Annotated in this window: 22 protein-coding genes and 1 riboswitch; of the genes, 15 read left to right on the plus strand and 7 right to left on the minus strand. The window is 47.9% G+C overall.

Annotated elements, in window-relative coordinates; translation table 11 throughout:
- Positions 1 to 416 precede the first annotated feature (416 nt).
- Positions 417 to 815, minus strand: coding sequence for a hypothetical protein (locus EQP46_RS06655; RefSeq protein ID WP_129492891.1), 399 nt, complete (start codon positions 813 to 815; stop codon positions 417 to 419).
- Between the two features lie 314 nt (positions 816 to 1,129).
- Between EQP46_RS06655 and EQP46_RS06660 the strand changes: the two genes are divergently transcribed.
- Both EQP46_RS06660 and EQP46_RS06665 read left to right on the plus strand, forming a co-directional pair.
- Positions 1,130 to 2,119, plus strand: a complete 990-nt coding sequence (locus EQP46_RS06660; protein ID WP_129492892.1) for a 2-hydroxyacid dehydrogenase — start codon at positions 1,130 to 1,132, stop codon at positions 2,117 to 2,119.
- A 356-nt stretch (positions 2,120 to 2,475) separates the two neighbouring features.
- A complete protein-coding gene (locus EQP46_RS06665) occupies positions 2,476 to 2,724 on the plus strand; it encodes a DUF3297 family protein (protein WP_017009999.1) in 249 nt (82 codons plus the stop codon).
- Positions 2,725 to 3,057: 333 nt separating this feature from the next.
- On the opposite strand, the gene EQP46_RS06670 is transcribed toward EQP46_RS06665, so the two are convergent.
- The gene (locus tag EQP46_RS06670; RefSeq protein WP_129492893.1) at positions 3,058 to 3,528 is read right to left on the minus strand and encodes a DUF2947 domain-containing protein; all 471 of its coding nucleotides are present in this window, start codon (positions 3,526 to 3,528) and stop codon (positions 3,058 to 3,060) included.
- 25 nt (positions 3,529 to 3,553) lie between these two features.
- Positions 3,554 to 4,267: a two-component system response regulator TorR gene (gene torR, locus EQP46_RS06675; protein ID WP_129492894.1), complete on the minus strand. Its 714-nt coding sequence runs from the start codon at positions 4,265 to 4,267 to the stop codon at positions 3,554 to 3,556.
- 416 nt (positions 4,268 to 4,683) lie between these two features.
- On the opposite strand from torR, the gene torC reads away from it, so the two are divergent.
- The 10 genes from torC to EQP46_RS06730 all read left to right on the plus strand — a co-directional run bounded on the left by torC (position 4,684) and on the right by EQP46_RS06730 (position 19,767).
- Positions 4,684 to 5,847 carry a pentaheme c-type cytochrome TorC gene (torC, locus tag EQP46_RS06680; protein ID WP_420841366.1) on the plus strand — a complete coding sequence of 388 codons (1,164 nt, stop codon included), beginning with the start codon at positions 4,684 to 4,686 and terminating at the stop codon, positions 5,845 to 5,847.
- Positions 5,848 to 5,933: 86 nt separating this feature from the next.
- Positions 5,934 to 8,465: a trimethylamine-N-oxide reductase TorA gene (gene torA, locus EQP46_RS06685; RefSeq protein WP_129492895.1), complete on the plus strand. Its 2,532-nt coding sequence runs from the start codon at positions 5,934 to 5,936 to the stop codon at positions 8,463 to 8,465.
- A 114-nt stretch (positions 8,466 to 8,579) separates the two neighbouring features.
- A complete protein-coding gene (gene torD / locus EQP46_RS06690; RefSeq protein ID WP_129492896.1) occupies positions 8,580 to 9,227 on the plus strand; it encodes a molecular chaperone TorD in 648 nt (215 codons plus the stop codon).
- A 743-nt stretch (positions 9,228 to 9,970) separates the two neighbouring features.
- Positions 9,971 to 10,978 carry an HTH-type transcriptional repressor PurR gene (gene purR / locus EQP46_RS06695; RefSeq protein WP_129492897.1) on the plus strand — a complete coding sequence of 336 codons (1,008 nt, stop codon included), beginning with the start codon at positions 9,971 to 9,973 and terminating at the stop codon, positions 10,976 to 10,978.
- 316 nt (positions 10,979 to 11,294) lie between these two features.
- Positions 11,295 to 11,382, plus strand: a riboswitch (cyclic di-GMP riboswitch).
- Between the two features lie 114 nt (positions 11,383 to 11,496).
- A complete protein-coding gene (locus tag EQP46_RS06700; protein WP_129492898.1) occupies positions 11,497 to 12,090 on the plus strand; it encodes a TfoX/Sxy family DNA transformation protein in 594 nt (197 codons plus the stop codon).
- Between the two features lie 1,311 nt (positions 12,091 to 13,401).
- The gene (lpdA, locus tag EQP46_RS06710) at positions 13,402 to 15,552 is read left to right on the plus strand and encodes a dihydrolipoyl dehydrogenase (protein ID WP_129492900.1); all 2,151 of its coding nucleotides are present in this window, start codon (positions 13,402 to 13,404) and stop codon (positions 15,550 to 15,552) included.
- A 63-nt stretch (positions 15,553 to 15,615) separates the two neighbouring features.
- The gene (locus tag EQP46_RS06715; protein WP_129492901.1) at positions 15,616 to 16,758 is read left to right on the plus strand and encodes an ABC transporter substrate-binding protein; all 1,143 of its coding nucleotides are present in this window, start codon (positions 15,616 to 15,618) and stop codon (positions 16,756 to 16,758) included.
- 34 nt (positions 16,759 to 16,792) lie between these two features.
- A complete protein-coding gene (locus EQP46_RS06720) occupies positions 16,793 to 18,493 on the plus strand; it encodes an ABC transporter permease (RefSeq protein WP_129492902.1) in 1,701 nt (566 codons plus the stop codon).
- The gene (locus tag EQP46_RS06725) at positions 18,462 to 19,151 is read left to right on the plus strand and encodes an ATP-binding cassette domain-containing protein (RefSeq protein ID WP_129492903.1); all 690 of its coding nucleotides are present in this window, start codon (positions 18,462 to 18,464) and stop codon (positions 19,149 to 19,151) included. The genes EQP46_RS06720 and EQP46_RS06725 overlap by 32 nt, the downstream gene beginning before the upstream one ends.
- On the plus strand, positions 19,144 to 19,767 hold the full coding sequence (locus tag EQP46_RS06730) for a CDP-alcohol phosphatidyltransferase family protein (protein ID WP_129492904.1): 624 nt from the start codon (positions 19,144 to 19,146) through the stop codon (positions 19,765 to 19,767). The genes EQP46_RS06725 and EQP46_RS06730 overlap by 8 nt, the downstream gene beginning before the upstream one ends.
- Positions 19,768 to 19,859: 92 nt before the next feature.
- On the opposite strand, the gene EQP46_RS06735 is transcribed toward EQP46_RS06730, so the two are convergent.
- From EQP46_RS06735 to EQP46_RS06745, 3 genes are all read right to left on the minus strand, one after another.
- Positions 19,860 to 20,495: a DsbA family oxidoreductase gene (locus tag EQP46_RS06735; protein ID WP_129492905.1), complete on the minus strand. Its 636-nt coding sequence runs from the start codon at positions 20,493 to 20,495 to the stop codon at positions 19,860 to 19,862.
- A gap of 75 nt (positions 20,496 to 20,570) precedes the next feature.
- Positions 20,571 to 21,944, minus strand: coding sequence for a tetratricopeptide repeat protein (locus tag EQP46_RS06740; protein WP_129492906.1), 1,374 nt, complete (start codon positions 21,942 to 21,944; stop codon positions 20,571 to 20,573).
- A gap of 322 nt (positions 21,945 to 22,266) precedes the next feature.
- Complete coding sequence (locus EQP46_RS06745; RefSeq protein ID WP_129492907.1) at positions 22,267 to 23,127, minus strand: PA4780 family RIO1-like protein kinase; 861 nt, start codon at positions 23,125 to 23,127, stop codon at positions 22,267 to 22,269.
- 238 nt (positions 23,128 to 23,365) lie between these two features.
- Here EQP46_RS06745 and EQP46_RS06750 point away from each other — a divergent pair, with 238 nt between their 5' ends.
- A complete protein-coding gene (locus EQP46_RS06750; protein WP_192545483.1) occupies positions 23,366 to 23,830 on the plus strand; it encodes a GNAT family N-acetyltransferase in 465 nt (154 codons plus the stop codon).
- A gap of 29 nt (positions 23,831 to 23,859) precedes the next feature.
- On the opposite strand, the gene EQP46_RS06755 is transcribed toward EQP46_RS06750, so the two are convergent.
- Positions 23,860 to 24,732 (minus strand): LysR substrate-binding domain-containing protein, encoded by an 873-nt coding sequence (locus EQP46_RS06755; protein WP_129492909.1) that lies wholly within the window; start codon positions 24,730 to 24,732, stop codon positions 23,860 to 23,862.
- Between the two features lie 153 nt (positions 24,733 to 24,885).
- Here EQP46_RS06755 and EQP46_RS06760 point away from each other — a divergent pair, with 153 nt between their 5' ends.
- The gene (locus EQP46_RS06760; protein WP_129492910.1) at positions 24,886 to 25,785 is read left to right on the plus strand and encodes a DMT family transporter; all 900 of its coding nucleotides are present in this window, start codon (positions 24,886 to 24,888) and stop codon (positions 25,783 to 25,785) included.
- Positions 25,786 to 25,882: 97 nt separating this feature from the next.
- A complete protein-coding gene (locus EQP46_RS06765; protein WP_129492911.1) occupies positions 25,883 to 26,059 on the plus strand; it encodes a DUF6435 family protein in 177 nt (58 codons plus the stop codon).
- Positions 26,060 to 26,158 lie beyond the last annotated feature (99 nt).

Genomic DNA, 26,158 nt, shown 5'->3' on the forward strand with positions numbered 1-26,158 from the left:
TTATTAACAGAAAATGGCGTAATGACGTGAAGGTGATGAACATAAGAAAAGATACTGGCAGAAAGCCGTAAAAAACGCGGGAGTCTGAAATGAAAAAAACCAGCACGGTAGGCCAATACCGACGCTGGTTTCTCTCGTGTTTTAAGTTGACAACCCGATGGTTGCCCTCTCATTTATTTCTTTCAGTTGATAGAACCAAACAGAAAGAAATGAAAGTCTTTTGGTTCAGAATCAGTCGGTAAGTGGCGGCCTTGCATTACTGACTGATTTTGAACACGGAGCTAATTTAGTACTTGATGAATAGGAAAACTGTGAGGTAAACAGGAAAGTTTCCTTATCTATTATCAGCATGCAAAAAAATGCGACTCATCTAAAAGGATGGAAACAGGATCACGCCTTTTTTTGTGATGCCGACGTCATGCGTTCGCAAAGTTCGTCGCGCATTCCGCTTGGCCGATGGCCATAACACGTTGTTCTTTAAGGATACGACGGGTTTCGTTCCATTCTGTGATCACCATTGCGCGATCTTTGCCTCGCCCCATGTCACTGAATAAATATCGATCAACCGTGTGATTAAAGGCTTCAAGATCCATCTTTTCTTGATAGATGACGCCCATGTATTCAAAGGCGCGTTGTTTTTCTTTACTCGAACCCACGACGGTAAATCGCTGCAAGGTATCCAGTGCGGCTTCATACTGACACTCAATGATTTGGTGCTCTGCCCCCAACAACTTTGCGTGAACACCGTATGTTGACACGTAACTACAGCCAGAGAGCAAGACAGTGGTAACAGCAACAATCTTTAGCGCTTTCATGCTAAATCCTTTTGTTTATGAAACGCTCGCCATCGCCACGGAAAAGCGGCAATGTCGAGGCGGCAATAACAAAAATAGCAGCAAATTGCATGCCATATGAAATAGTTGCGGGATAGCACTTCTGTTTAGAACCGCTGTTTAGAACCCCTCGTTGAAATTGTACAAACATTCATCATGTAGCACGCGTTCTGCCCTTTTCTTTCTTCGTAAGGTTGAAAACGCCTTTTGCTTCGCCCATCTTTCTCGTAATGAAACTATTTCCATTCGTCACGACGTAATACTCAGTCGCATTCAAACCCTCAAAGGGAGTCATCATGAAGGTTGCCGTTTTCAGTACCAAGTCTTACGACAAACAATCCCTCGACAAATACAACGCCAATTACAAGCACGATCTCACCTATTTCGATTTTCGCCTCACCGCACAAACCGCAAAACTGTTATCAGATTTTGATGCTATCTGTGCGTTTGTGAATGACGACTTAGACGCAGAGGTGCTCGCGGAATTAGCGACCCACGACGTGAAAGTCATCGCCATGCGATGTGCAGGCTATGACAAAGTTGACTTAGACGCTGCGAAATCCCTCGGATTGCAAATCGTGCGTGTTCCTGCCTACTCGCCGGAATCCATTGCAGAACATACCTTGGCATTAATGTTGAGTTTGAATCGCCATGTTCACCGCGCCTACCAACGCACGCGTGATGCAAACTTCAATCTTGAAGGGTTAACGGGGTTTAATTTCCACGGCAAAACGGTTGGCGTTGTCGGCACTGGACGCATTGGTGTGGCGACGATCCGTATTCTCAAAGGGCTCGGAATGAATGTGTTGGTTCACGACCCCTTCGAAAACCCAGATGCGATTGCATTGGGGGCGAGCTATGTCACCTTGGACGCGCTCTACGCGCAATCAGACGTCATTACGCTTCACTGCCCGCTCATGCGCGAAAACTATCACATGCTGGATAAGGACGCCTTTGCGAAAATGAAGGATGGCGTGATGATCATCAACACCAGCCGCGGGGGATTGATCAACTCCCAAGACGCCATCGATGCATTAAAAAGTCGCAGAATCGGATCGCTAGGCGTAGACGTGTATGAGAACGAACAAGATCTGTTCTTTGAAGATAAATCGAATGATGTCATTCAAGATGATGTGTTCCGCCGTTTGTCTGCGTGCCACAACGTGCTGTTTACAGGACATCAGGCGTTTTTGACGGAAGAAGCATTGGGAAATATTGCTGAAACCACCCTCTCCAACCTCACGGCGTTTGAACAAGGCGAGCGCACAGGCAATGAGGTGTTCTGATCTCGGGTTGGCGAACAAGGAAAAATGCCGACGGAAAAGGACGTAAAAATCACCACAACATGCACATTGAACGGGTCATTTTCGCTTCGAGTGCTTGGATGTATACCCAAGCAACCTGAAGATGCTAGATATCTGATGGTCTCCCTTCGGGCGAGTTTACTGACGCTATGCTCGGTGTTGTCCCTTTTTTGAAGGGGCTCACTTCATCGGCAAAAGGACGCCTTGATCATAACGTCAGTAAAGCTCGCTGAGTTCTGCATCTTCACGTTGTTTGGGTATAGTGCTATTTGTGCTTTATTAGTTCTGGATATTGCTTACAATAACGCGCTTTTTTATTTTATTTACAGGTCATGATTATGAACGACGCTACTTCACAACCAACGCTACCAGATCGCCTATCAGGCAACCCACGCAGCCCACACCACGTTGCTGAGTGCTTTGAATACAACATCGGTATTCTGCTGAACGGCAAAGAGCGTTTCGACGTTGAAGAGTACTGCATCAGCGAAGGTTGGGTGAAGATCCCGTCACCTAAAGCACTAGACCGTCGCGGCCAACCGCTTCTGATCACGCTAAAAGGTACTGTTGAAGCGTTTTACAAATAAGCCGCATCAACAAGATAACCGTATGAATTAAAAAAGGCAGGAAGTGAACACTTCCTGCCTTTTTGTTTTGAGTTTTGAGTTTTGAGTTTTGAGTTTTGAGTTTTGAGTTTTGAGTTTTGAGTTTCGAGTTTCGAGTTTCGAGTCTCTAGTCTCTAGTCTCTAGTCTCTAGTCTCTAGTCTCTAGTCTCTAGTCTCTAGTCTCTAGTCTCTAGTCTCTAGTCTCGAATCTTACAATCTCGTATCTTACAATCTCGTAATCTCGTAATCTCGTAATCTCGCAATCTCGCAATCTCGCAATCTCGTAATCTCGTAATCTCGCAATCTGCTCGTCGACTACGGTCTCTTACCCAGCTTCACCACACCATTTTGCTCAAACATCGCCACTTCTTTTTTCTTCTTCGCAATCAACAGCGGCTTGTCATCGTAGAACAGGAAGTTCTTCCAGTATTTCTTGAACATGCCCCAACGGGTTTCGATGACGTTGTTTTTGTCATAACAAAAATACACAACACCATTGTCTTCCATATTGAAAAACGACGTCACGCTTTCAGGAAGATCGGTTTCTTCTTCCCAAGGATTCATCCAGTTATCTTCGATTTCCCAAACGCTGCTCATGATCGCCCAATCGCCTTTCCCAAAATGATCAGGCGTTGGGCTTTGGTTGCTCACAAAATCGCGCCATGCTTGTGCGCCGCGTTCTTCAGACATGGGCTTAATTTCAGCACGGTCTTCTTCCGCCACGGGCATAGATTGGTGAGTAAAAATCCACTTACGTTTGTAGTCTTCAAAGGGTATGTAATTCATAGTTCTCTCATTGCTTGCAGCGTCATTAGATGCCCGCAAACATGTATCCTTCACCGTGCACTGTAATAAACACCTGAGGCTTCTTAGGATCTGCTTCTATTTTGTTGCGTAAGCGACGCACTAAGACATCGACAGTACGGTCATTGGGTGCATCGACACGGTGACTGATCAAATTCAATATGCGTTCTCGACTGAGCACCCGGTTTGGGTTCGCAGTGAACGCGACCAGCATTTCATATTCAGCTTTAGTGAGTTTGACGGCATCGGTGCTGCTTGTCAGCGCACGACGGTTAATGTCGAACGTCCAACCACTGAAGGTCATGATTTTATCATCTTCTTTCTTCAAACTCTCGACATTGGCCACTTTATGGCTACGAGAGATGCGCCAAAGCAAGTTTTTCACGCGAACAAGAAGCTCTCGCAATTCAATGGGTTTGGTGACGTAGTCATCTGCACCCATTTCTAGCCCGACAATGCGGTCTATGGCGTCAGTACGACTGGTTACCAGAATAATGCCTACATCTGATTGGCTTCTCAGCTCTCTTGTTAACATCAAGCCGTCAGCACCAGGGAGGTTAATATCTAACAGCACCACATCAACATGGTGCTCTTTCATTATGTTGTGCAGTCCCTTATCGTCAGCAGCCTGACTGACCTTATATCCCTGATTCTCGAAGTATCCGCTCACCATAGTGCGGGTTACTACTTCATCATCTACGACCAGAATGTGATAGCTCACGTCGCCCCTGTTCACAAATCGTCACGAAGGTGCGCACTGTACCACCTAAAGTGTCGCTTTTTTTGATATTTATCATGGTTATTGCATTTATTTATGATGAAGGTCACGCGATATTCGTGAGTACGGTCACACGTAAGTTTGCTATTTGTGTCAGATAGCAACATTTTCGGCACTTTTAGAAGCACGTAAACACCACGCAACGACTTTTCAAGAATTCCTGTTCACATTCTTTCACAACCCAACCCATTCCGTTCATTTATGCGCGTAACCATATTCACATCCGATCGTTAACATGCGCGACACGAAATAACGCATCAAAAACATGTAGCTAAAGTGAGCAGGCTGTTTCTCAAGACCTAGAGGAAAGGACTCTCCACTGTTTGGCTGCGCAAAACTCTATGGGTGTATCCATTTTTATGAAAAAGCTATTTCAAAAGCTGATGAAACCTAGCCGCAAGTACCCAATTATTGCGCTGGTACTGGTCGGGGTCGTTATTGCAATCTCTGGTGTAATTGCAATGAACAAAACCTTCGAAGTTTTCTCTACGACTGAGTTCTGTACGTCGTGCCACACGATGCAGCAAAACTACGAGGAATATAAGCAGTCTATTCACTACAGCAATGCGAAAGGCATCCGTGCTGAGTGTGTGGATTGTCACCAACCAAAAGACTTCGTGGGTAAAGTGTGGCGCAAAATGGGCGCTGCTACCGACCTATACCACCACTTCATCACTGGCAAAATTGATACGCCTGAGAAGTTTGAAGAGCACCGATTAGAGCTCGCACAGAAAGTGTGGGATCGCATGGCTGACGAGAACTACAAAACCTGTACGACCTGTCACTCATACGACGCAATGGATCACAGCAAGCAATCTGTGCAAGCAATGAAAGAGATGATCCCTGCTGCGAAAGAAAACATGGCATGTGTTGAATGTCATAAAGGTATCGCGCACGAATTGCCAAACATGGCGGGTGGTTTCCGTAAAACCTTCGAAACCCTCACCGCCTCTGCCGTTGCACCTGCTGGTGCGAAGAAGCTTTACTCGCTGAATGAGAAGAGCCTATTTGCTAGCGCTGACGCAACAGGCAAAGTCGAAGGCCAATTGCTGCCTGCGTCTGAAGTTATCGTGCTTGAAGAACAAGGCGACATGCTGAAAATCCGCGTTGAAGGTTGGATCGAAACCAACGGTAAAGGCCGCGTGATGACAGAGTACATGGGCAAACGTGTATTCAAGGCAACCGTTCGTGGCGATGTGAAAGCAACCGAAGTGGTGATGGCTGAGCAAGTTGACCCTGCAACCAACATGTCATGGAAAAACGTGGCCGTTGAAGCATGGGTGACCAAAGACGGCCTGCTCGACAGCATCGATCCTGTATGGGATTACGCATCAGAAATGTACGCGTCTTCTTGTAACTCGTGCCACGCAGCACCAGCACCGGGTCACTTCACTGCAAACGGCTGGATTTCAAGCCTGAAAGCGATGAGCGCTTACTACCGTCTGAATAAAACAGAAGAACGTACTCTGCTGAAATATCTGCAGAACCACGGTAGTGACACTGGCGGTGCAGGCGCGCACTGATCAGCCATTGCTGACTCGCGTTAACGATTATCGCGGCGGGTGCGCAAGCACCTGCCCAACAAAGATTGAAGAATAAGGATTCCTACATGGCGACTGAAAAACAAGTTCAGGGCATTTCTCGCCGTCGCTTTCTATCAGGCATGCTAACCGCAAGTGCGGGCGTTGTGATCGGCAGCAGCTTGCTTGCACCACGCTCAGCGATGGCAGCGACCGACGCGAAAAACACCTTCTCTGGTGACGTGATCCACGGTTCACACTGGGGTGCATTCCGCGCGAAAGTAGAAAACGGCATTTGGATCGACACTGTCGCGTTCGAAAACGACCCACACCCAACCTCTATGCTGAATGGCGTTCGCGAAGTGGTATACAACCCTTCTCGCGTTAAGTATCCAATGGTACGTATCGACTGGCTAAAGCACGGTTGGAAATCTGACACCACACAACGCGGTGATAACCGTTTTGTACGCGTGCCATGGTCGCAAGCACTGGACTTCTTCCACCACGAGCTAGAGCGTGTTCAAACCTCTTACGGCCCAAGCGCATTGTACGCAGGCCACTCTGGTTGGCAGTCATGCGGTAAGCTAAACACCGCAGGTACGATGATGCAGCGCGCAATCAGCCTGCACGGTACTTACCTAGCAAAAATGGGTGACTACTCAACCGGTTCTGCGCAAGTTGTTCTTCCTTACGTTGCAGGCGCAATGGAAGTGTACGAACAGCAAACCTCTTGGCCTTTAGTGCTAGAGAATGCGAAGAACATCGTTATTTGGGGCTCTGACCCAATCAAAAACCTACAAGTAGGTTGGTTGATCCCAGATCACAGCGTTTACGGTTACTACCAGCAGCTTGCTGAGAAAGTGAAGAAAGGCGAAATCAACGTTATCCACGTTGACCCAGTGAAGAACGAATCTTACAAGTTCTTCGGGGGCAATCAGGTTGCGGTTAACCCACAAACTGACGTGCCGTTGATGCTGGCTATCGCGCACACGCTGTACACAGAGAAATTGCACGATGAGCAATTCCTTGCTGACTACACCACAGGTTTCGATCAATTCCTGCCTTACCTATTGGGTGAGAAAGATGGCGTTGCGAAAACCCCTGAGTGGGCGGCTGGAATCTGTGGCATCCCTGCGGACCAAATTCGCGAATTGGCGCGCACCATGGCAAATGGTCGTACCCAAATCATCGCGGGCTGGTGTTTGCAGCGTATGCAGCACGGCGAACAGTACGCATGGATGATCGTTGTTCTGGCGGCAATGCTGGGCCAAATCGGTCTTCCAGGTGGCGGATTCGGCTTCGGTTGGCACTACAACGATGCGGGTACCGTTACGTCTGCAGGCCCATTGATGTCTGGTTTCAGCTCAGTGACTGGCGTTGATCCTATTCACAACGGTAGCTACAACGGTTACTCAACCTACATCCCAGTAGCACGTTTTGTTGACTGTATTGAGAACCCTGGCACTAGCATTGATTTCAACGGTCACACCGTGAAGTTCCCACACATGAAGATGGCTATCTTCTGTGGTAACAACCCGTTCCACCACCACCAAGATCGTAACCGTATGATCAAAGCGTGGCGTAATCTGGAAACCGTGGTTAGCGTTGAACACCAGTGGACAGCGACATGTCGCTTCGCAGATATCGTTCTGCCTGCGACCACCACTTACGAACGTAACGACATCGAGCAGTTTGGTAACCACTCGAACAAAGGCATCATCGCGATGAAACAAATCGTTGAGCCTATGTTTGAATCAAAAGATGACTTCGACATCTTCCGTGAATTGTGTACGCGCTTCGACCGTGAAGAAGCCTTCACTGGCGGCAAGACCAAGATGGAATGGATTGAAGAAATCTACAACGGTGCACGCCTACAAGGCCGTGGTATCGGTGTGCGTATGCCTAACTTCGTTAAATTCTGGGAAGAAGAGCAATTCATCGGTTTCCCTGAAGGATCTGAGTGGGTTCGTCACCAAGCGTTCCGTAACGAGCCAGACCTTGAGCCACTCGGCACAGCAACAGGTTTGATCGAGATTTACTGTAAGACTATCGCTGACATGGGATACGACGACTGTCAGGGCCACCCAATGTGGTTCGAAAAAGTTGAGCGTAGCCATGGTGGTCCTAAGTCGAAGACTTTCCCGATCCACCTACAGAGCTGTCACCCGAACCACCGCCTGCACTCGCAGCTGTGTTCGTCTGACGATCACCGTAGTACTTACGCGGTAGCGGGTCGCGAACCTTGTTACATCAGCACTGCAGATGCGAAAGCACGCGGCATTGTGTCTGGCGACATCGTTCGCGTATTTAACGACCGCGGCCAAGTACTGGCTGGCGCTGTTGTGACTGACGACTACAAATCAGGCGTTTGTCGTATCCACGAAGGCGCATGGTATGGTCCTCTAGAAGGCGGTAAGCCGGGTACACTGTGTACTTACGGCGATCCAAACGTACTGACGGTTGATATCGGCACGTCTAAACTGGCGCAAGCAACGTCTGCACACACTGCATTGGTTGAGATCGAGAAGTTCACGGGTAAAGTCCCAGCAGTAACGGGCTTTAGCGGCCCAATCGCGATAGACGACGTGAACCCACTGTTCCCAGCGATGGATATCGCATAAGAGACAGTGTGAAGAAAAAGGGCAGCTTAGCTGCCCTTTTTTACTCGAACTTATATACACTTGTCTTCGTAAACACTCATAGTCTCTCTGCCCTTCCCTAACAACGGAATGACAATGCAAGAATTTATCGCCATCAACGAACAACGCGCCGAATTTTATTGGTGGATGTCTTCTCTGTTCGCAACCGAGCTAACGCAAGAAGATCTCAATAACTATCACGGCGGAGACATGGATAACTATTATTCCGTGCTCGCCATGACCGACGAACTCAAAGCACCGATTGCGTCGTTTCGTGAAGCATTAACATCATTGAAATCGCGTGAGGATGCACAGTTAGAATTGGCTGCGGATTTCTGTGGTTTGTTCCTTAGCACACCGAAAACCGGCGCCCTGCCTTATGCCTCCATGTACATCGGCGAAAGTGGTTTGTTGAACGACAAACCTGCGCAAGAGATGGGCCAATGGATGGAAAAATACGCGATCGCTCAACGTAAAGACTTTAACGAACCGTTTGATCACCTCGCGGTCGTTCTCGATTTTATGGGCAATTTGATCGTCATGGCGAATGCCGAACAGGACGAAGTGAAGCAAGAAGCCTTGATGCAAGAACAACAAGCGTTTCTTGAAACCATGGTGATGCCTTGGATTGATATGTTCCGCCAAGCGCTTCATAAATATGATGCCTTTGGCTTCTATAAAGCATCCGGTGATTTGCTGCACGCCTTTATCGCGTTAGATTTGGCCTTCTTAAAAGGCGAGTAATTCCATTCACTGATTCATCGAAAAACCGGGGATCGCCCCGGTTTTTTTGTTTCTATCATTCTGTGTTTTTACTCAACACTGAAAAGAAGCGAACAGTTTCAACAAACCCGTTGAGCACACATAAAGCACAACCAACCAATCGTCTGCAGCGCTTGTTATTCGCTGGCTACAGACAAATAACAACCATGATACACGTCAAGCTTATGCGAGTAGTCTCAATTCAATAATTGCGGCAATCTGCAACTGACAGTAAACTGTGAACGCAAGCGATTGGCATTGAGAAATATTTGAAAAATTTCACTGACAACAACGAGGTAGCAAACCTCAAACATCGCGTCAGTGCTTTGAGCATTTTCTCAATCATCCGTTTTTAAACAGAAAATTGGATATTTAGGTTATTCCCGATGGTTGTTTTGCCGTATGCAGCACACTGCGTCAGACAAACAGCAAACATGACGTCAGCGAATAATCGGGATGCTTAACGCAGCTCAAGACGAAAATCCGCGCTCAACCGTGACGAATCACGATGTAAGTTGATTCTCCATAAACAGCGCCCATTTCGCTTTGCAGAAAACGTTGAACGCATGATGTTGGCTTCATGCATTCACTCATTGATACGAAACGGTAGAGAAAACGGATACCCGTTTCGTCGAATCCAGTACGCCGCTTTCAGTAAGCGGCGTAAACATGTAAGGCAGCCAGCATTTCTCATGCTGCCTTTGAAAATGATAAGAAGATAACAAATGGCAACGATCAAAGACGTCGCGCGCATGGCCGGAGTTTCAACAACCACGGTTTCTCACGTGATCAACAAGACACGCTTTGTCGCAGAATCGACCACGAAAAAAGTATGGGCTGCCGTCGACGACCTTAACTATGCGCCAAGTGCCGTTGCGCGCAGCTTGAAATGCAACACGACCCGTACCATCGGCATGCTTGTGACTAAATCTACCAACCCATTTTTTGCCGAAGTGGTTCATGGTGTTGAGGAGTATTGTTACAAAGAGGGTTACACACTTATTCTGTGTAATACCGAAGGTAACCTTGCAAAGCAACGTGATTATTTACGTATGCTGGCAGAAAAACGCGTCGATGGTTTGTTGGTGATGTGTTCAGATCTGAATGAAGAGCTGCTGATGCTGCTCGAGAAGAAAAAAGATCTGCCAATGGTCGTGATGGACTGGGGCACACAGCATGTTAATACCGACTGTATTCAAGACAATGCGGAACTGGGTGGCTACATCGCGACCAAGCATTTCATCGATAATGGTCACACCAAGATCGGCTGTATGTCAGGTCAACTTGATAAGCTAACCTGTCAGGCACGATTGACGGGTTACCGCAAAGCATTGGCAGAAGCAGGGTTAAAGGAAAATCTAAATTGGATCGTCGAAGCGGACTTTGAATGTGATTCTGCAGTAGAGGCAACCGAAAAGCTGTTAGCACAAGACGAATTGCCGACTGCCCTATTCTGTTTCAACGACATCATGGCATTGGCCGCGATCAGTACTTTCCGTCAGAACGGTCTGGATGTTCCTAACGACATTTCGATCATTGGTTACGACAACATCGATTTGGCCGGTTTCTTCTCTCCACCGCTCACAACGATCCACCAGCCTAAAAACCGTTTGGGTAAAACCGCGATCAAGCTGTTAATGGAGCGTTTAGCGAACAAAGAGAGTAAACAACAGATCTTCGAAATGCAGCCTGAACTTGTCGTTCGCCGTTCGGTGAAAAATCTTAACGATTAATCATTTCAGGCAACACATCAGCAACATCAATAACCTAAAGCTCGAGATTAGATCTCGAGCTTTTTGTTTTTTGACAAGAACTCTTACTACCCTTGCCTCTTTTATGCGACAGAACTCATATTTAACTTTTTGTCTAGTTTTCTGGTGCTAATCTTCCTCTCAAATGGTATTTCGGCAGTCTGTTCAAAATTGCTTCAATTACAAAGACAAGAGCATACTTTTAAAGTCATCAATAACACTCTTTTTGAAGTAAGATCACATTTTTACAGACTAGCAATAAGGACAAGTTCAGAGGTTTCGGTTAAGCTAAATGTTGTCAAGAAAAAGGCAAACCTCGCGAAAGCGTGGGACGCAAAGCCACCGGCCTAACATCGATAATGATGGATGGCAGCGGAGCTACCGATGACGCTAGCATTTCACTTCCGGCCAGCCCGGATCGCTGACAATTCTCTGAATTAGCTTTGCTACGTTACCCCTTGACCATTCATCCAGGAACGTATTGATTGAGAATTAGTCACATGGACAAACCTACTCTTAAAAACACACTAAAGTTCTTCGAATGTCTGGGCACTATCAAGTCTCGATCTATGTTCGGCGGCTTTGGTGTTTTCTGCGATCAGACCATGTTTGCGTTGGTGGTGAATGACCGCCTTCACCTTCGCGCAGGCCAGCAAAATGAGCGTGAGTTTAAACGTCTCGACATGCAGCCTTATATTTATAAAAAGCGCGGCTTCCCCGTTGTCACTAAGTACTACAGCGTACCCGATGATTGGTGGGAACAATCAGACACCATGATGGACTTTGCCAAGCAAGCGCTTGCCATTGCACGTGATGATCAGGAAGAAAAGAAAACCGCGACGCCTAACCGCATTAAAGACTTGCCTAACCTGCGCCTTGCAACCGAACGCATGTTGAAAAAAGCAGGAATAGACAGTGTGGAGCAACTTCAACAAGAAGGCGCAGTGCGCGCGTATCAGGCGCTTCAGAAGTCACATAACGACGCACTAAGCCTTGAGCTGTTATGGGCATTGGAAGGTGCCATTGAAGGTAAGCACTGGTCAGTGATCACGCCACAACGACGTGATGAACTGTTAAACACCTTACAGCAATAGATCGCCGCGCTATTAAACGCTCTATACCCAATCAGCCTCATCTTTAATAAGAACCATGAGATTGCTTGGGTATACCGTTTCTTCACTCCAGCCCTCGTTCAACATACCTTTTTCGCACTTTGTGTATTCAGGGCATGTCACTTTCTTTTTTACCGAAAGCCTCTATTAGCCAAGTCGCTCTCCTAGCCAAGAATCTGCCTTAACCGACAGCGATATCAGCTTTGACGCACTCTATCTGGTAAAACTAACGACAGCACAATTTAGTGCCTCTATTTTGTCGTTTCTGGCATTGTTATAGCAAAAGTAACCCCCTAAACCGATGCCCATGTGACGGGCTTCTCTCTATAAAACCAAGTAAAAATCGTCGTTAAATTCACTATATTGCTCCTACCCTCCAAAATTTCACATTGAATACTTTATGTGACATATGTCACATATATAATACTAAATTTCGGACTTTGATTATCATCTGGCGAAATTTTGAACTAAGCCGAAGATATAGGCAGCAAAATGGCAATAGAGCGATGCACCACACTAAACCGTTTCCAGATCAGATTGATTGCATCTTTAGAGATCATTTCAGCAAGTGGCCACGTCGATTTAAGTGGACGGTCTTCTTTTGTTTTTGCTTCCCCATCACAGTGTATTTCGCCCTGACCCAAGGCACCTTTGCCCCTTCTTTTGTCACCATGATGGTATTGTCACTGAGCACGTTTAATACGCTCGTTGTACTTTGGGGACTGAGGCTGAATAGCTTCGCGCAACGTTATTGGCATCGCAATTACCATATTTCCGGTACAGTCATACTCTCATTGCTCCCTCTATCAACACTCGTTTTTCAATACACGGTTTATTGTCTCTAAACGTCATACCTGAATAGCATGTACGAGATAAAGGCTCACCTGTTATGCCTCTGCGCGCATTAAAGCAGCACCTGTAACACGTATTTCACCTCCTCCCCCTCTGTATCTGCAAAATCCACGTATACTGAATGTCATAACGGTCAATCAAATCAACACGTTAAATCAACGAAAAGTTGCCAAACATTCACGTTTATCACGTTATGTTCGAAAAATTTGAGGATGACTGTAATTATTCCGTGTGCATTCAGGTCTTTTAGTCAGAAGCACAATCCATAAAAAGTGGTTAAAACGGGGTATCACGGCGTATTACGCTGCTCAGTATTGGTTGCAAATCACAATTATCAATAAAAGCAAATTTAACCCTCTGGTTTCGCTTTGATTTTTGTGAAGAGTCGTGAAGCTTTTGCCATAGTTAACGCCAAGACAACGTCGTCGAAAAGGAAGCAAGATGGACAAGAAAAAAATATCCATAGTCATAGTGATAGCCGCGATTTTTGTCACGTGGTTTGCCTTCGATTTAGGTGCGCTATTTACGCTAGAAAATGCGAAAGCGCAGCATGAAGCCTTACAACAGACTATTTCTGATAATTTTGTTACCGCGAGCGTTGTTTTCTTCGTGGCTTACATCGCAATGACAGCCCTTTCTCTGCCAGGGGCTGCAATCGCAACACTGCTGGGTGCAGCCCTGTTTGGGTTCTGGTGGAGTTTGTTGTTGGTGTCATTTGCCAGCAGTATCGGCGCAACCATTGCGTTTTTGGTCAGTCGATTCCTATTGAAAGACTGGGTACAAGGCAAGTTTGGCAACAAACTGGCGACCATTAACCAAGGCGTAGAGAAAGACGGTCCTTTCTACCTTGTGACGCTGCGCCTCATCCCTGTTTTCCCTTTCTTCCTCATTAACTTGTTGATGGGTTTAACGCCTATCTCAACGGCAACTTTTTACATTGTTAGCCAAATCGGTATGTTGCCGGGCACCATGGTTTTCCTCAATGCAGGTACACAGTTAGCACAAATAGATTCCTTGAGTGGCATCGTTTCTCCTGGCGTGCTGATTTCTCTCGTGCTTCTTGGCGTGTTCCCGATCATTGCTAAGTTCATCATGAACGGCATCGAAAAACGCCGTGTGTATAAGAAGTGGCAAAAGCCTGTCGTGTTCGATCGCAACCTTATTGCTATCGGTGCGGGTGCAGGTGGTTTGGTCACGACATACATTGGTGCTGCGGTTAAAGCAAAAGTCACGCTTATCGAAAAACACAAAATGGGCGGTGACTGCCTAAACACAGGCTGTGTCCCTTCCAAAGCGCTGATCCGCGCAGGTCATTCCGTACATGAAATTAACCGCGCCAAAGAATTTGGTGTGACTGCGGGTGAACCCACTGTCGATTTCAAACAAGTGATGGGGCGTGTTCATCAAGTGATTGCCGACATTGAACCTCATGATTCAGTCGAGCGTTACACCAAGCTCGGCGTTGAGTGTATCGAAGGTGAAGCGAAGATCCTCTCGCCTTGGGAAGTAGAAGTGAACGGCCAACGCTTGACCACCCGAAACATCGTCATTGCGACCGGTGCTCGCCCATTGGTTCCGGGCATTCCAGGCCTTGCAGACGTCAGCTACCTCACCTCTGATAACGTGTGGGAACTGCAGGAATTACCGAAGAAGCTACTTGTACTGGGCGGTGGCCCAATCGGTGCAGAACTTGCGCAAAGCTTCTCTCGTTTAGGTTCAGATGTCACCTTGGTAGAGATGGCAGACCAACTGCTTATCCGCGAAGATGCAGATGCCGCTGAGTTAGTTGTAAAAGGCCTGAAAGAAGATGGCGTAAACATCTTGCTTGGCCACAAAGCGACACGCTTTGAGAAAGACGGCGACACGCAACGCGTTTACCTCGACAACAACGGTGAAGACGTCGTGGTTGAGTTCGACCATGTCATGCTGGCGCTAGGTCGCGTGGCAAATACCAAAGGTTTCGGCCTTGAGGACATCGGTGTTGAGTTGACCGAGCGCGGCACAGTGAAGGTGAACGATTACCTGCAAACCAACTACCCGAACATCTTTGCAGTAGGCGATGTGGCTGGCCCATTCCAGTTAACGCACGCAGCAGGTCACCAAGCATGGTACGCCGCTGTTAATGCCCTGTTTGGCGATTTCAAGAAGTTCAAAGCCGACTACTCCGTCATGCCTGCTGCAACGTACACAGCACCTGAAGTGGCACGCGTTGGCATCAACGAAAAAGAAGCCATTGCACAAGGCATCGATTACGAAGTGGCACACTACGGCATTGATGACTTAGACCGCGCGATTGCCGACGGCGAAGACCACGGCTTTATCAAAGTGATCACGCCAAAAGGCAAAGACAAAATTCTTGGTGCGACCATTGTGGGTTCACATGCTGGTGACTTGCTCGCAGAATTCACCCTCGCCATGCGTCACGGCCTTGGCCTGAATAAAATTCTTGGTACGGTTCACCCTTACCCAACAATGAGTGAAGCCACCAAATACACCGCGGGCGTTTGGAAACAAAATAACGCGCCTCAAGGTCTGTTGGTTTGGGTAGAGAAGTTCCACACATGGATGCGTAAAGAGCCAAAGCGTTCATAAGTCTCCACGCTTGGGTTCTATGAACAAACTGATTCAACCGATGATTAAGGAAGATTAAACACCATGAATGTCAAATCAATCGTCACAGCCTGTGCACTGGCTTTCAGTACCGCCAGTATTGCCGCGGACCCGTCCAACTGGGAAGAGATTGAAACAAACGCCAAAGGCCAAACCGTGTATTTCAATGCATGGGGTGGCAGCCCTGAGATCAATGCTTACTTGCGTTGGGCAGGTGACCAGCTTGATGATCGTTACGGCGTCACGCTAAAACACGTCAAAGTGTCTGACATCTCTGAGACCATCAACCGCTTAGTCGCAGAGAAAGCCGCAGGCAAACAGTCTGGTGGCAGTGTTGATATGGTTTGGATCAATGGTGAAAACTTCAAATCAATGAAATCAAACGGCTTGCTGTTCGGCCCTTTTGTCGAACAGCTTCCTAACTGGGCAATCGTTGATAAAACCCTGCCCGTGACGGCCGATTTCACTGAGCCGACTGAAGGTTTAGAAGCCCCGTGGGGTGTGGGACAGTTGGTGTTTATTCATGATGAAAAAACACTGGCGAACCCGCCGAAGTCGTTCAATGAGCTACTGAGTCTCGCTAAAGCATTTCCGGGGAAAATCACGTATCCGAAACCGCCGCAATTCCACGGCACCAGCTTCTTAAAAGCCGCGTTGTTGGAATTAGCGTCGGATACAGCGCCACTTTATAAACCCGTCGATGACGCACAATTTGACGCCATCAGCGCGCCGCTTTGGGCTTATCTCGACCAATTGAATGCCGTTGCATGGCGTGAAGGAAAACAATTCCCTGCAGCCAGCGCAGAAACGCTGCAGTTACTTGATGACGGAGAATTACTGCTTGCCATAACGTTTAACCCGAATGCTGCTGATACCGCCATTGAAAACGGCACATTGGCACCAACGGCTAAAGCCTTTGCTTTTGATAAAGGCGCGCTGTCCAATATTCACTTTATGGGGATCCCTTGGAATGCGAATGCAAAAGAAGGCGCATTGGTAGCCATCAACTTCTTGTTGAGCGAAGAAGCGCAAGCGCGTAAATCGAAAAGCACCGTATGGGGCGACCCTGCCGTGGTGAAACTGAACAGTGTGGGTAGCAAGCCATTATTCAAATCACAGCCTGAACCGCACCCAAGCTGGCAAGTGGCGTTGGAAAACGCATGGCTTGAACGCTACGCGCAGCAGTGAGTAAACACACAATGAAGACTCACAAGGGGTAAACATGTTACGTCTGCTGTATGTCATGACGCTGACAGTGTGTTGTTTACCCCTCATCCCGGGGCTTGGCGGTGTTTTGCTTTCCGCAGCCAGTTACCTCCCAGCCCTTGGATTAAACGAACCAAATTTAGATGGCTGGCACGCGATGACCTCGTGGCCAGGCAGTGGAACAGCACTTCAACTCAGCATATTCACTGGCGTAACCGCCACACTTCTCGCCATATTGATGACCTTTCTGATCCTCCAACGCTGTTGGGGCACACAAGGCTGGATTCGCATTGAAAAATGGCTCTCTCCCCTTCTTGCCATGCCACATGTCGCTTTCGCTATCGGTTTTGCTCTCACCTTTTCACCATCAGGTTGGCTATTCCGTTTGTTTGCCTCGCTGACAGGCGAAACAGAGCCGTATTTATGGTCACTGGTACAAGACAGCCAAGGGTTTGGCCTAATACTCGCGTTGGCGATTAAAGAAACCCCGTTTTTGCTTCTAATGAGCTTATCTGTGTTAAAGCAGATGCAGGTTGATCGACTGCTCACCGCCTCACGAAGCCTTGGATATAACACCAGCGCGTCTTGGCTAAAGGTCGTTTTTCCTCAATGGCTCACCAAAATGCGCTTCCCCATTTATGCCGTGCTGGCCTACGGTTTATCAGTGGTTGATGTAGCAATGATTCTGGGGCCGTCATCGCCGTCTACCTTTGCCGTGTTGGTTTGGCAATGGTTTAACGACCCCGATTTAACCCAAGTACCACGCGCCGCCGCTGGTGCCATCGCCTTGTTTATTGCCTGTTTTGGCGTGTTATTGCTTTACAGACTCGCAGAATACCTTCTGGTTAATGGCTGGCAGACTTGGCAATTCAGCGGCAGTAAAACCTACTCACTGCCCGGTAAATATCTGTTTGGCTTTATCGCCCTACTGCCTATTATCATCATTCCTATCTTGCTGGTTTGGTCGTTCGCCCTGCGCTGGCGCTTTCCTTCGCTTTTGCCAACACGCACCACCACACGCTTTTGGGAACAAGAAGTGGGCAACTTGCTTGAGTTGGCGGCCAACAGCCTTATTCTGGGATTGGTATCCGCGAGCGTCGCCCTTGTTTTTGCCATTGGTTGTTTGGAATACCGAGACAAATACCATAAATCCGTACCGCAGCTGGTTATCGCCATTCCAATGCTGATCCCGCAGCTTTCTATTTTGTTTGGTATCCAAATCGCCATTTATATGCTCCCAGGCCAATGGCACGTGCCAGCTACCATTTGGGCGCACATCCTGTTTGCCTTCCCGTATGTCTATCTCGCCCTCGATGGGCCTTGGCATTCCTTTGACCAGCGCCTTACCCAAACAGCTCGCAGTCTCGGCCACAGCGCTTGGAAAGCATGGTTATCCGTAAAATTGCCGATTGTCTTACCTGCGATCTTGCTGGCGTGGGCGGTTGGGCTGAGCGTGAGCTTTGCGCAATACTTACCCACACAGCTTCTCGGTGCGGGCAGAATAACCACACTCACCACGGAAGCGGTGAGTCTCGCCAGTGGGCAAGACAGACGCATTAGCGCGATATATGGCCTGATACAGGCGTTTTTACCTTTGGTCTTTTTCGGCATCGCCCTTGCTGCCAGCCGAATCGCTGATCCACAGCGTCGTTTAGCACGTCACGCTGACACAAAAGTGAGTTCCAATGAGCTTATCAGTACAAAACCTAACCATTAGATCGCCACAAATGACGCTGCTTCATGGCATGTCATTCACGATTGAAAATGGACATATCCTGTCAGTGATGGGGCCAAGTGGCTGCGGAAAATCGACGCTGCTGAGTGCCATTGCCGGCCACCTGTCGCCAGAATTCGAATGCTTGGGCGACATTCATGTGAACGGGAAAAGTATTTTGGCGCTGCCCGCCGAGAAACGCGCGGTAGGGATCTTGTTTCAGGACGATTTGCTCTTCCCACATTTGAATGTTTGGCAAAACCTCGCCTTTGGTTTGCCAGATACCATGACGGCCTCAGAGAAAAAATCCCGTTCGCTGCAAACGTTGGAAGACATCGATCTCGCTGACATTGCATTCAAAGCGCCGCAGCAAATTTCGGGCGGTCAACGTGCACGTGTCAGCCTTATGCGTACCCTACTCTCGCACCCTAATGTCATCTTGCTCGATGAACCGTTCAGTAAGCTCGACAAACCACTACGAAAAGCATTTCGCGCCTTCGTCTTTCAGCAGATTAAATACCGTAATATCGCCGCTGTGATGGTGACTCATGATGAAGACGACGTGCCGGAAGAAAGCACCTGTTTACAATGGCCAATGCCCTCGGCATCGGATATGTCACCGACCGCAACCTTGATAAAGCCAGAGGAAAAACATGCTTGATCGTTATGCCATTGCGGTTATTCGCTGGCCGCTAAAACAAGCAGCAAAACTGCCCGACACCATTGGTTGTTCCGCCAACCAAGTCACGGTTGCGGGCTTTCTCATCGGGTTGCTCGCCCTCCCCGCTATCGCTACCGAACATTACGGATTGGGCCTGTTGTTTATTGCGATTAATCGGATTTTCGACGGGCTGGATGGTGCATTGGCGCGGCGGCAAGGGATCACCGATGCCGGCGGTTTCCTCGATATCACCTTGGATTTTTTGTTCTATTCCATGATCCCCTTTGCCTTTGCGTTGGCGAACCCCGATCAAAATGCCGTGGCGGCAACGTTCTTGGTGTTTTCCTTCATGGGTACCGGATCGAGCTTTTTGGCCTTTGCCGTGATGGCGAGCAAACGAGACATTGAAAACCCTGTCTATCAGAACAAGTCGTTGTACTACATCGGTGGATTAACCGAAGGCACAGAAACCATTGCGTGTTTCGTGCTGTTTTGTTTGTTCCCGGGGTATTTTGCAGAAATTGCATGGACCTTTGGGGCGCTTTGTTGGGTGACGACAGCAACACGCGTCTGGGCGGGTTATCAAACATTGAACGTGGAAAACAGCGACAAATAATCAAGCAAAACGCTTAAAAAAGAACCAAACAAACCCTTTGATAGTAGTTCGCACCCGCAGCCTGTTTGTTTTGATGCTCAGTGCGAACAACACTACACCTGCTTTGCTACAACCCTATTAATGGCAAATGCCAGCGACTCGACATCCACTTGACCAAAGAAACGATAGCGTCCATCGTCAAATATCCACGCTGGGCTGCCCGGTACTTTATCCGTTTCAGCACGCTTAATGTCGCCATAAACAGAAGCCAATGCATACCCACTTTGCAGACATTCAATCACGTCAGGCACCGCCAAATGCAGGTCAGAAAGCACATCTTTCATCACACCAAAGTGGCTAATGTCTCTCGCATCGCAAAATAACGCTTCACGCAGCGCACGTTCAACATCATGCGCCTCTTTCTCCCCTGCAACATACGCAACCGCTTTAACGGCTTGGTGTGGCATCAGTGAACTGGTTGGACGCACTTTACGCCAAAGGTCAGGGTGAACATCTAAACCATCAAAACGTGCCATTAATCGCTCAGTGATTTCAGCGTATTTCATGTAGCCTTTGTCACCCTCACCTAACGCGCGCATTCGCTCCGGCACGTTTCCGTATAAAGCTAAACAATGGTGTTTCCATTCCACATCGTCATCACAAAGTGGCATCACTCGATCGTTATGTTGTTGGCCGACCCAACCCCAAAAACAAAGCAAGTCGCTATAAAAATCGATAGTTACCGTCATGTTTAATCCGTCCTTTTCATTGCGTACTTGCTTCGAAGTGCTCTAATTATCCAATGGCTTTGGTTTGCCCATTTTTTACTGAACTTTTCTCAACAGCTGACGGAAAACATCCTCTGACATACCGTCTTTCATCGCATCAATTTGCTGCCACATTTGCATAAACTGTTGAGGTTTTTCATCCCATTGCGTACGACGGGATACCCGCTCTTTCATTAACCCCGTCACCGCACTCACGTTACTGTTTTTGTGCTGTGCATTGATGAGATACTGGATAAGAATATCTTGTTGCGCATGGCTGCCCCCAAGAACAGAAAGGCTGTATCGCTGAGGATGCAACATCTTTGCTGCGATGTCGTAATCCTTAGCCTCATAAGCCGAAATACCTGAGATTAACTCTTGAGCAATCGACGTTTCATTGGTGTACCGGGTTTTGCTCCAATCTGACAACGAAGCGTGAAGTTGTGGAAGTTGATAAGTACTCCCCGACCGATTCAGTATCATCGCGGTATGCAGTTCAGTGAAAAGATAGAGGTAATCGCCAACGGAATCTTTTACCCCTTGATAAAGGCGTTCCCATCGGTTGCCTACATCAACGCCTACGAATTCAAGCCTTTTAAGCAAAGACGCCCCGTTTTGTATGTTGAGATAAAACGATGAGGCTTCCGGGTAGATGTATTCATCAAACAAAGACAGCACTTTTTCGATATGACCTTGCTCTAAATGAAACAAACCCAGATGCCACCAAATGTGACCGACGAAGGCATTATGCTTTGGCAAACGTTCATGCCTCTCTTCAATCCAGGCGATGCCTTCATCTGTTCTTGCATTCATTTCCAGCACATGTGCCATCGAGTGTACTGCCCACATATCAGATGGGTTTATTTCAACAGCGCGGCGCGCATATTTCTCAGCGAGCGAATATTCCCCCACCTCTTCCAACGCAAAACTGAACGCACCAATAAAATAGCCATACCCTGGCGTATTCTCAGTCCAATGCGGTGCGATTTTCGCAGCGGTGTCCACCAAACGCTGGCGCTCTCCCATCCAAAATAAATTCCCTGTCGATTGACGGAACGCAAGCAGATCCAATGGCCATTCGTTCAAAATATCAGCCCAAATTTCTACAGCTTTCTTCGTATCGCCTTGCGCATAAGCGGACAACGCCAGCACATGTTTTCTTTCCCTCGGCGTCGAAGCGATCCTGATCGTGCTATTTTCAATAAACGTGAGTGGAATATTGCTCAGTGCCCCAAAGCGACCTTCACTTGCAATGCTGTAACCCTTGAGCACCCATGCCATAAGAAAGTCCGGATACTCCGCCAACAGCGCATCTACTTTTTCCAACCCGTTGGGTAGGTAATCAAAATTCCACGCCATTGCTTCTTCAAATTTCGCGATACCTGCTTGATCTGTTCCGGAATAAGAAAGACCTCGACTGTCTTTGTTCATAGTTATCTCCCTATCTTTTCGTCCTCTGCTTTAGTGCTTTTTGATGAAGACGCGTTAGCCACTGACTTAACCTTCCTCGAGCATAAACAGCCGTTAGGGCACAAACAACGCAGCATAAATTGGCGGGCTAAGAAGAAATTGTTTGTCGGTAGAAGAAATTGTTTGTCGGTAGAAGAAATAATGAAACGGACAGAGCGATACGCGCTCATCACCCGCATATTTGGATCGCAAAGGGTTTGAACAAAGCCCTGAACGCAAAAAGCCAGTCATAAGACTGGCTTCAAAAGGTATGCATTCAGAAAAGTGATAGAAGACTGGAAGATTATTCTTCGCCAGATTCCGCCTGCAAGCGACGCTCTTTGCGTAAACGCGCTTCTTCCATGACGGCGTTGATTTCTGCCATCAGGCCATCAACGTCGGCATCGCTGCCATCATCGACAAACACGCCCGTGAGTTCTGTGTTTGGCGTTAAGTCGCCCGCCTCGTAAAGCGCCCACATTTCTTTGGCGTATTGTGTGCCAATCAACTCTGGCGCGTATTGCCCATAGTAGTTGGTCATGTTGTTCACATCACGCTCAAGCATCCACTTCGCATTGTTGTTTGCTGAGGCATCAACCGCTTGTGGTAAATCGATGATCACAGGGCCGAGGTGATCCACCAGCACGTTAAATTCTGACAAATCGCCATGGACGATACCCGCACATAGCATGCGCGTGACGTCTTTAATGATCTGAGCATGGTCTCGCAATGCTTGCTCGCGCGTGAGGGTCACATCGTTCAAACGTGATGCAACGGAGTCGTTATCGTCAGTGACAAGTTCCATCAAGAGCACGCCATCAAAGCAACCATAGGGCTGAGGAACACGAACCCCCGCTTCAGACAACGCGTATAAGGCATCCACCTCTGCGTTCTGCCACACTTTTTCTTGTTCATCACGGCCGAATTTCGAGCCTTTCGCCATTGCACGTGCACGGCGACTGTCTTTTACTTTGCGCCCTTCGCGGTACGCCACCGCTTGTTTAAAGCTACGTTGATCGATTTCTTTGTACACTTTCGCACAGCAGATACGGCCGCCACTCGATACAACGTATACCGAGGCCTCTTTGCCACTCATCAACTGAGAAATCACTTCATCAACCATGCCATCTTCAACCAATGGCAATAATCTCGCTGGTATCTTCATTTCACCTTCGTATGTGAATAACGCAACAATACTTTGCTACCTGCTTATTTTAGCCAATAGCCGTAAAGATTCCGGCACAATAGAGCGCGAATCGACACTTGTAAAGCAACAACCGCAGTTGCGCTCCTATCCCTATCGATAAAAGGCTGAAAAAGGAAAAGACACGGCCGATAATGCGCTGTAATCTCAACAAAACTCGCCATTCCCTTATGAGAAAGTCACTATGCTTATCCGCCCTATGACTCACGCTGACTTGCCTAACGCCGCAGCCATTCATCAAGAAGCATTCGTTCGCCAGCAACGCTCTTATGAATGGCTCGAATGTAACCTCAATGCCACCCCGCGCTTCCTCAACTTTGTCGCTGAATCTGATGGAGACATTCTGGGCTTCATCACGTGGACGCAAAAGAGCGGATTTCGCGCTGAAGCTGTGCTGGATCTCGAGTTACTGGCGGTCGCGTCAAGGGCACAAGGCAAAGGCGTAGGACGCGCATTGATTGAAGAGTCACTCCCTCACGTCAGAGCATCGCTTGCTGAACAGGGTTCAACCTTAAAGCACATAATGGTGAACACCCGCGCTGACAATTTTGCGCAAGCACTTTATAAAAAGACATTGGGCGCAGAGGTAGAAGTCACGATCCCAGACCTCTATTCTGCGGATGAAGTGATCATGATTGCGCGTTACGTTGATGGGAAAGCATAGCCAGCAAAAGATGGCGCATGACACGGAAATTACGCCCCCGCAGTGATCTCCTGCCGCAACCATTCCATGACACATCGTTTTTCTGCACTGAATTGCCTGCCCTTTGGGTACACAAGGTAGAAGCCTTGATGCTCTGGGGCGGGAACATCGCCAAGCACGACCATATCCCCTTGCGAGACATAGCTCGACACCAGCACAAAAGGCGAAATACACAATCCCTGCCCGCACAGTGCCGCATCGATGGCCAAGCCAGTTTGATACATATTGAGTGTCTTTCCGAGCTTAGCGCCGTTTTGTTTACCGATCACTTTTGTCCAATTCTGATGCGAATCATCAATCAATTGATGACCGGTAAAATCATTGTTCCCAGTCAAGGGGGGATGCGATTCAAGATACAGCGGGTTATAAACAATCTTGAGGTTAACGGGTGATAAGAGATGCCATTCAAGTTCATCTCCGAATGGAGGAACGCCAAAGCGCACCACAAAATCCACGTCATCCGCAAAGAAGTTACTGACGGCTTCGGAAGAGGAAAGCCGAAGATCGATGTCGGGATGACGTTCCTGAAATTGCCCAAGACGCGGAATCAACCATTTCACACCAAAGGATGGCGGCACGCTCATCAACACGGATTGACCAACATCGCTCAGCGTTTTTACGGCATGATTGAGTATTGATAAGCTTCTCGATACTTCGCCAAAAAGCACCTTTCCGCCTTCCGTCAAACTGACACCTCGTGCCTCCCTGAGAAACAGCACATGATCGAGCTCCTCCTCAAGTCGTCGAATACGTTGCGCCACCGCACTGGGTGTGAGGTTTAGTTCCTCAGCGGCGATTCTTACATTGCCATGACGTGCAACCGTTTCAAAAATTCGCAAGCTGTTGAGATTCGGGAGTCGCATCAATCATCCAGACTGTAGTTTTTCTTCACACTAGCACAATTTTTTCGCGCTTGTTCCCGTCGCGCTGAGACGGATAAAATTTTTCTCAATAAAAGATCACACTGACGCGCCGTAGTAAGGTGCGTCGACAACGGAAATCATCAGAGGTGTTTCATGCCATCTTTAGCCGCCATTGCTTTCATTGCCTTAGGGGTCGTTTGGGGAACCATGTTTCTCTTCACCAAATGGGCTGCTGAGTTCATCACCCCCGTGCAAATCGTCTTTCTACGCGTGGTATTTGGCTTCCTACCGCTGTTTTTCTATGCCCTGTATAAACGAGTATTGCGCTGGGAAGATTTAAAGCACTGGAAACATTTTGTGGTGATGTCACTCATCGCAACGTCACTTTATTACATCGCCTTTGCGGAAGGGACGGCCTTATTGCCTTCAAGCATCGCAGGCATGTTAAGTGGCGCAATCCCCCTATTCACCTTCGTGTCAGCGGCGCTGCTATTGCGTGACGAACCGATTACTCTCGGTTCCATTGCAGGCACGGTGATGGGCTTTCTCGGCGTATTGTTGATTGCACAACCTTGGCAAAGTGATGTTGGAAGCGTGAATGGCCTTGGTACGCTCTACATGATTGCAGGGGCATTTAGCGTTGGCATTTCGTTTGTGTACGCGAAACACTTCATTAAACCTTTAGGGTTGAAACCCCTCGCACTCGCCACGTACCAAACGGGGTTTGCCATGGTGTTCTTGTTCTTCGTTACCGACATGTCTGGCATGACCCTTGTGTTTGAAGACACAAAAGCATCACTGGGGTTGGTTTTCGGTCTAGGCATTTTAGGTACAGGCTTGGCTTACATCATTTACTACTACTTGGTCGATCAGATGGGCGCCATAGTGGCATCAGGCGTGACCTACATTCCGCCTGTCGTCGCGCTGCTTATTGGGGCACTGTTAGTCAATGAACCGATTAGCGGGATCGACCTTGGCGCAATGGCGTTTATCATGGTTGGCGTGTGGTTCGTGCAAAAGGCACGCACACAATCTGTCAAGCAAGCGTCATGAATTCGTCGCAATAACGGGGGTACTATGACGACATCCATGATCATTTATGCAATACTTTGCGTAGTGATTAGTACATCTAGTATTAGAGAGGTGTCGTATGTTTTCACTGTTCAAGAAAGACCCAACGAAAAAACTGCGTGAACAATATAACGCCAAGCTAGAACGCGCGATGCAGGCGCAACGCAATGGTGATATCAGTTCTTACTCATTTATCCACGCAGAGGCTGAAGATCTTTGGCGAGAAATCGAACGTATCGAGAACGGCGCCAAATAACCTTTTCACATTACCCTATCAGCCGATATCCAACTTAAAAGCCATTGATTCTTTCAATGGCTTTTCCTTTTGTCGCTCACGCCATCTCGCCAGCACATC

It is taken from the genome of Enterovibrio baiacu (assembly GCF_004120195.1).
Taxonomy (GTDB): Bacteria; Pseudomonadota; Gammaproteobacteria; order Enterobacterales; family Vibrionaceae; genus Enterovibrio; species Enterovibrio baiacui.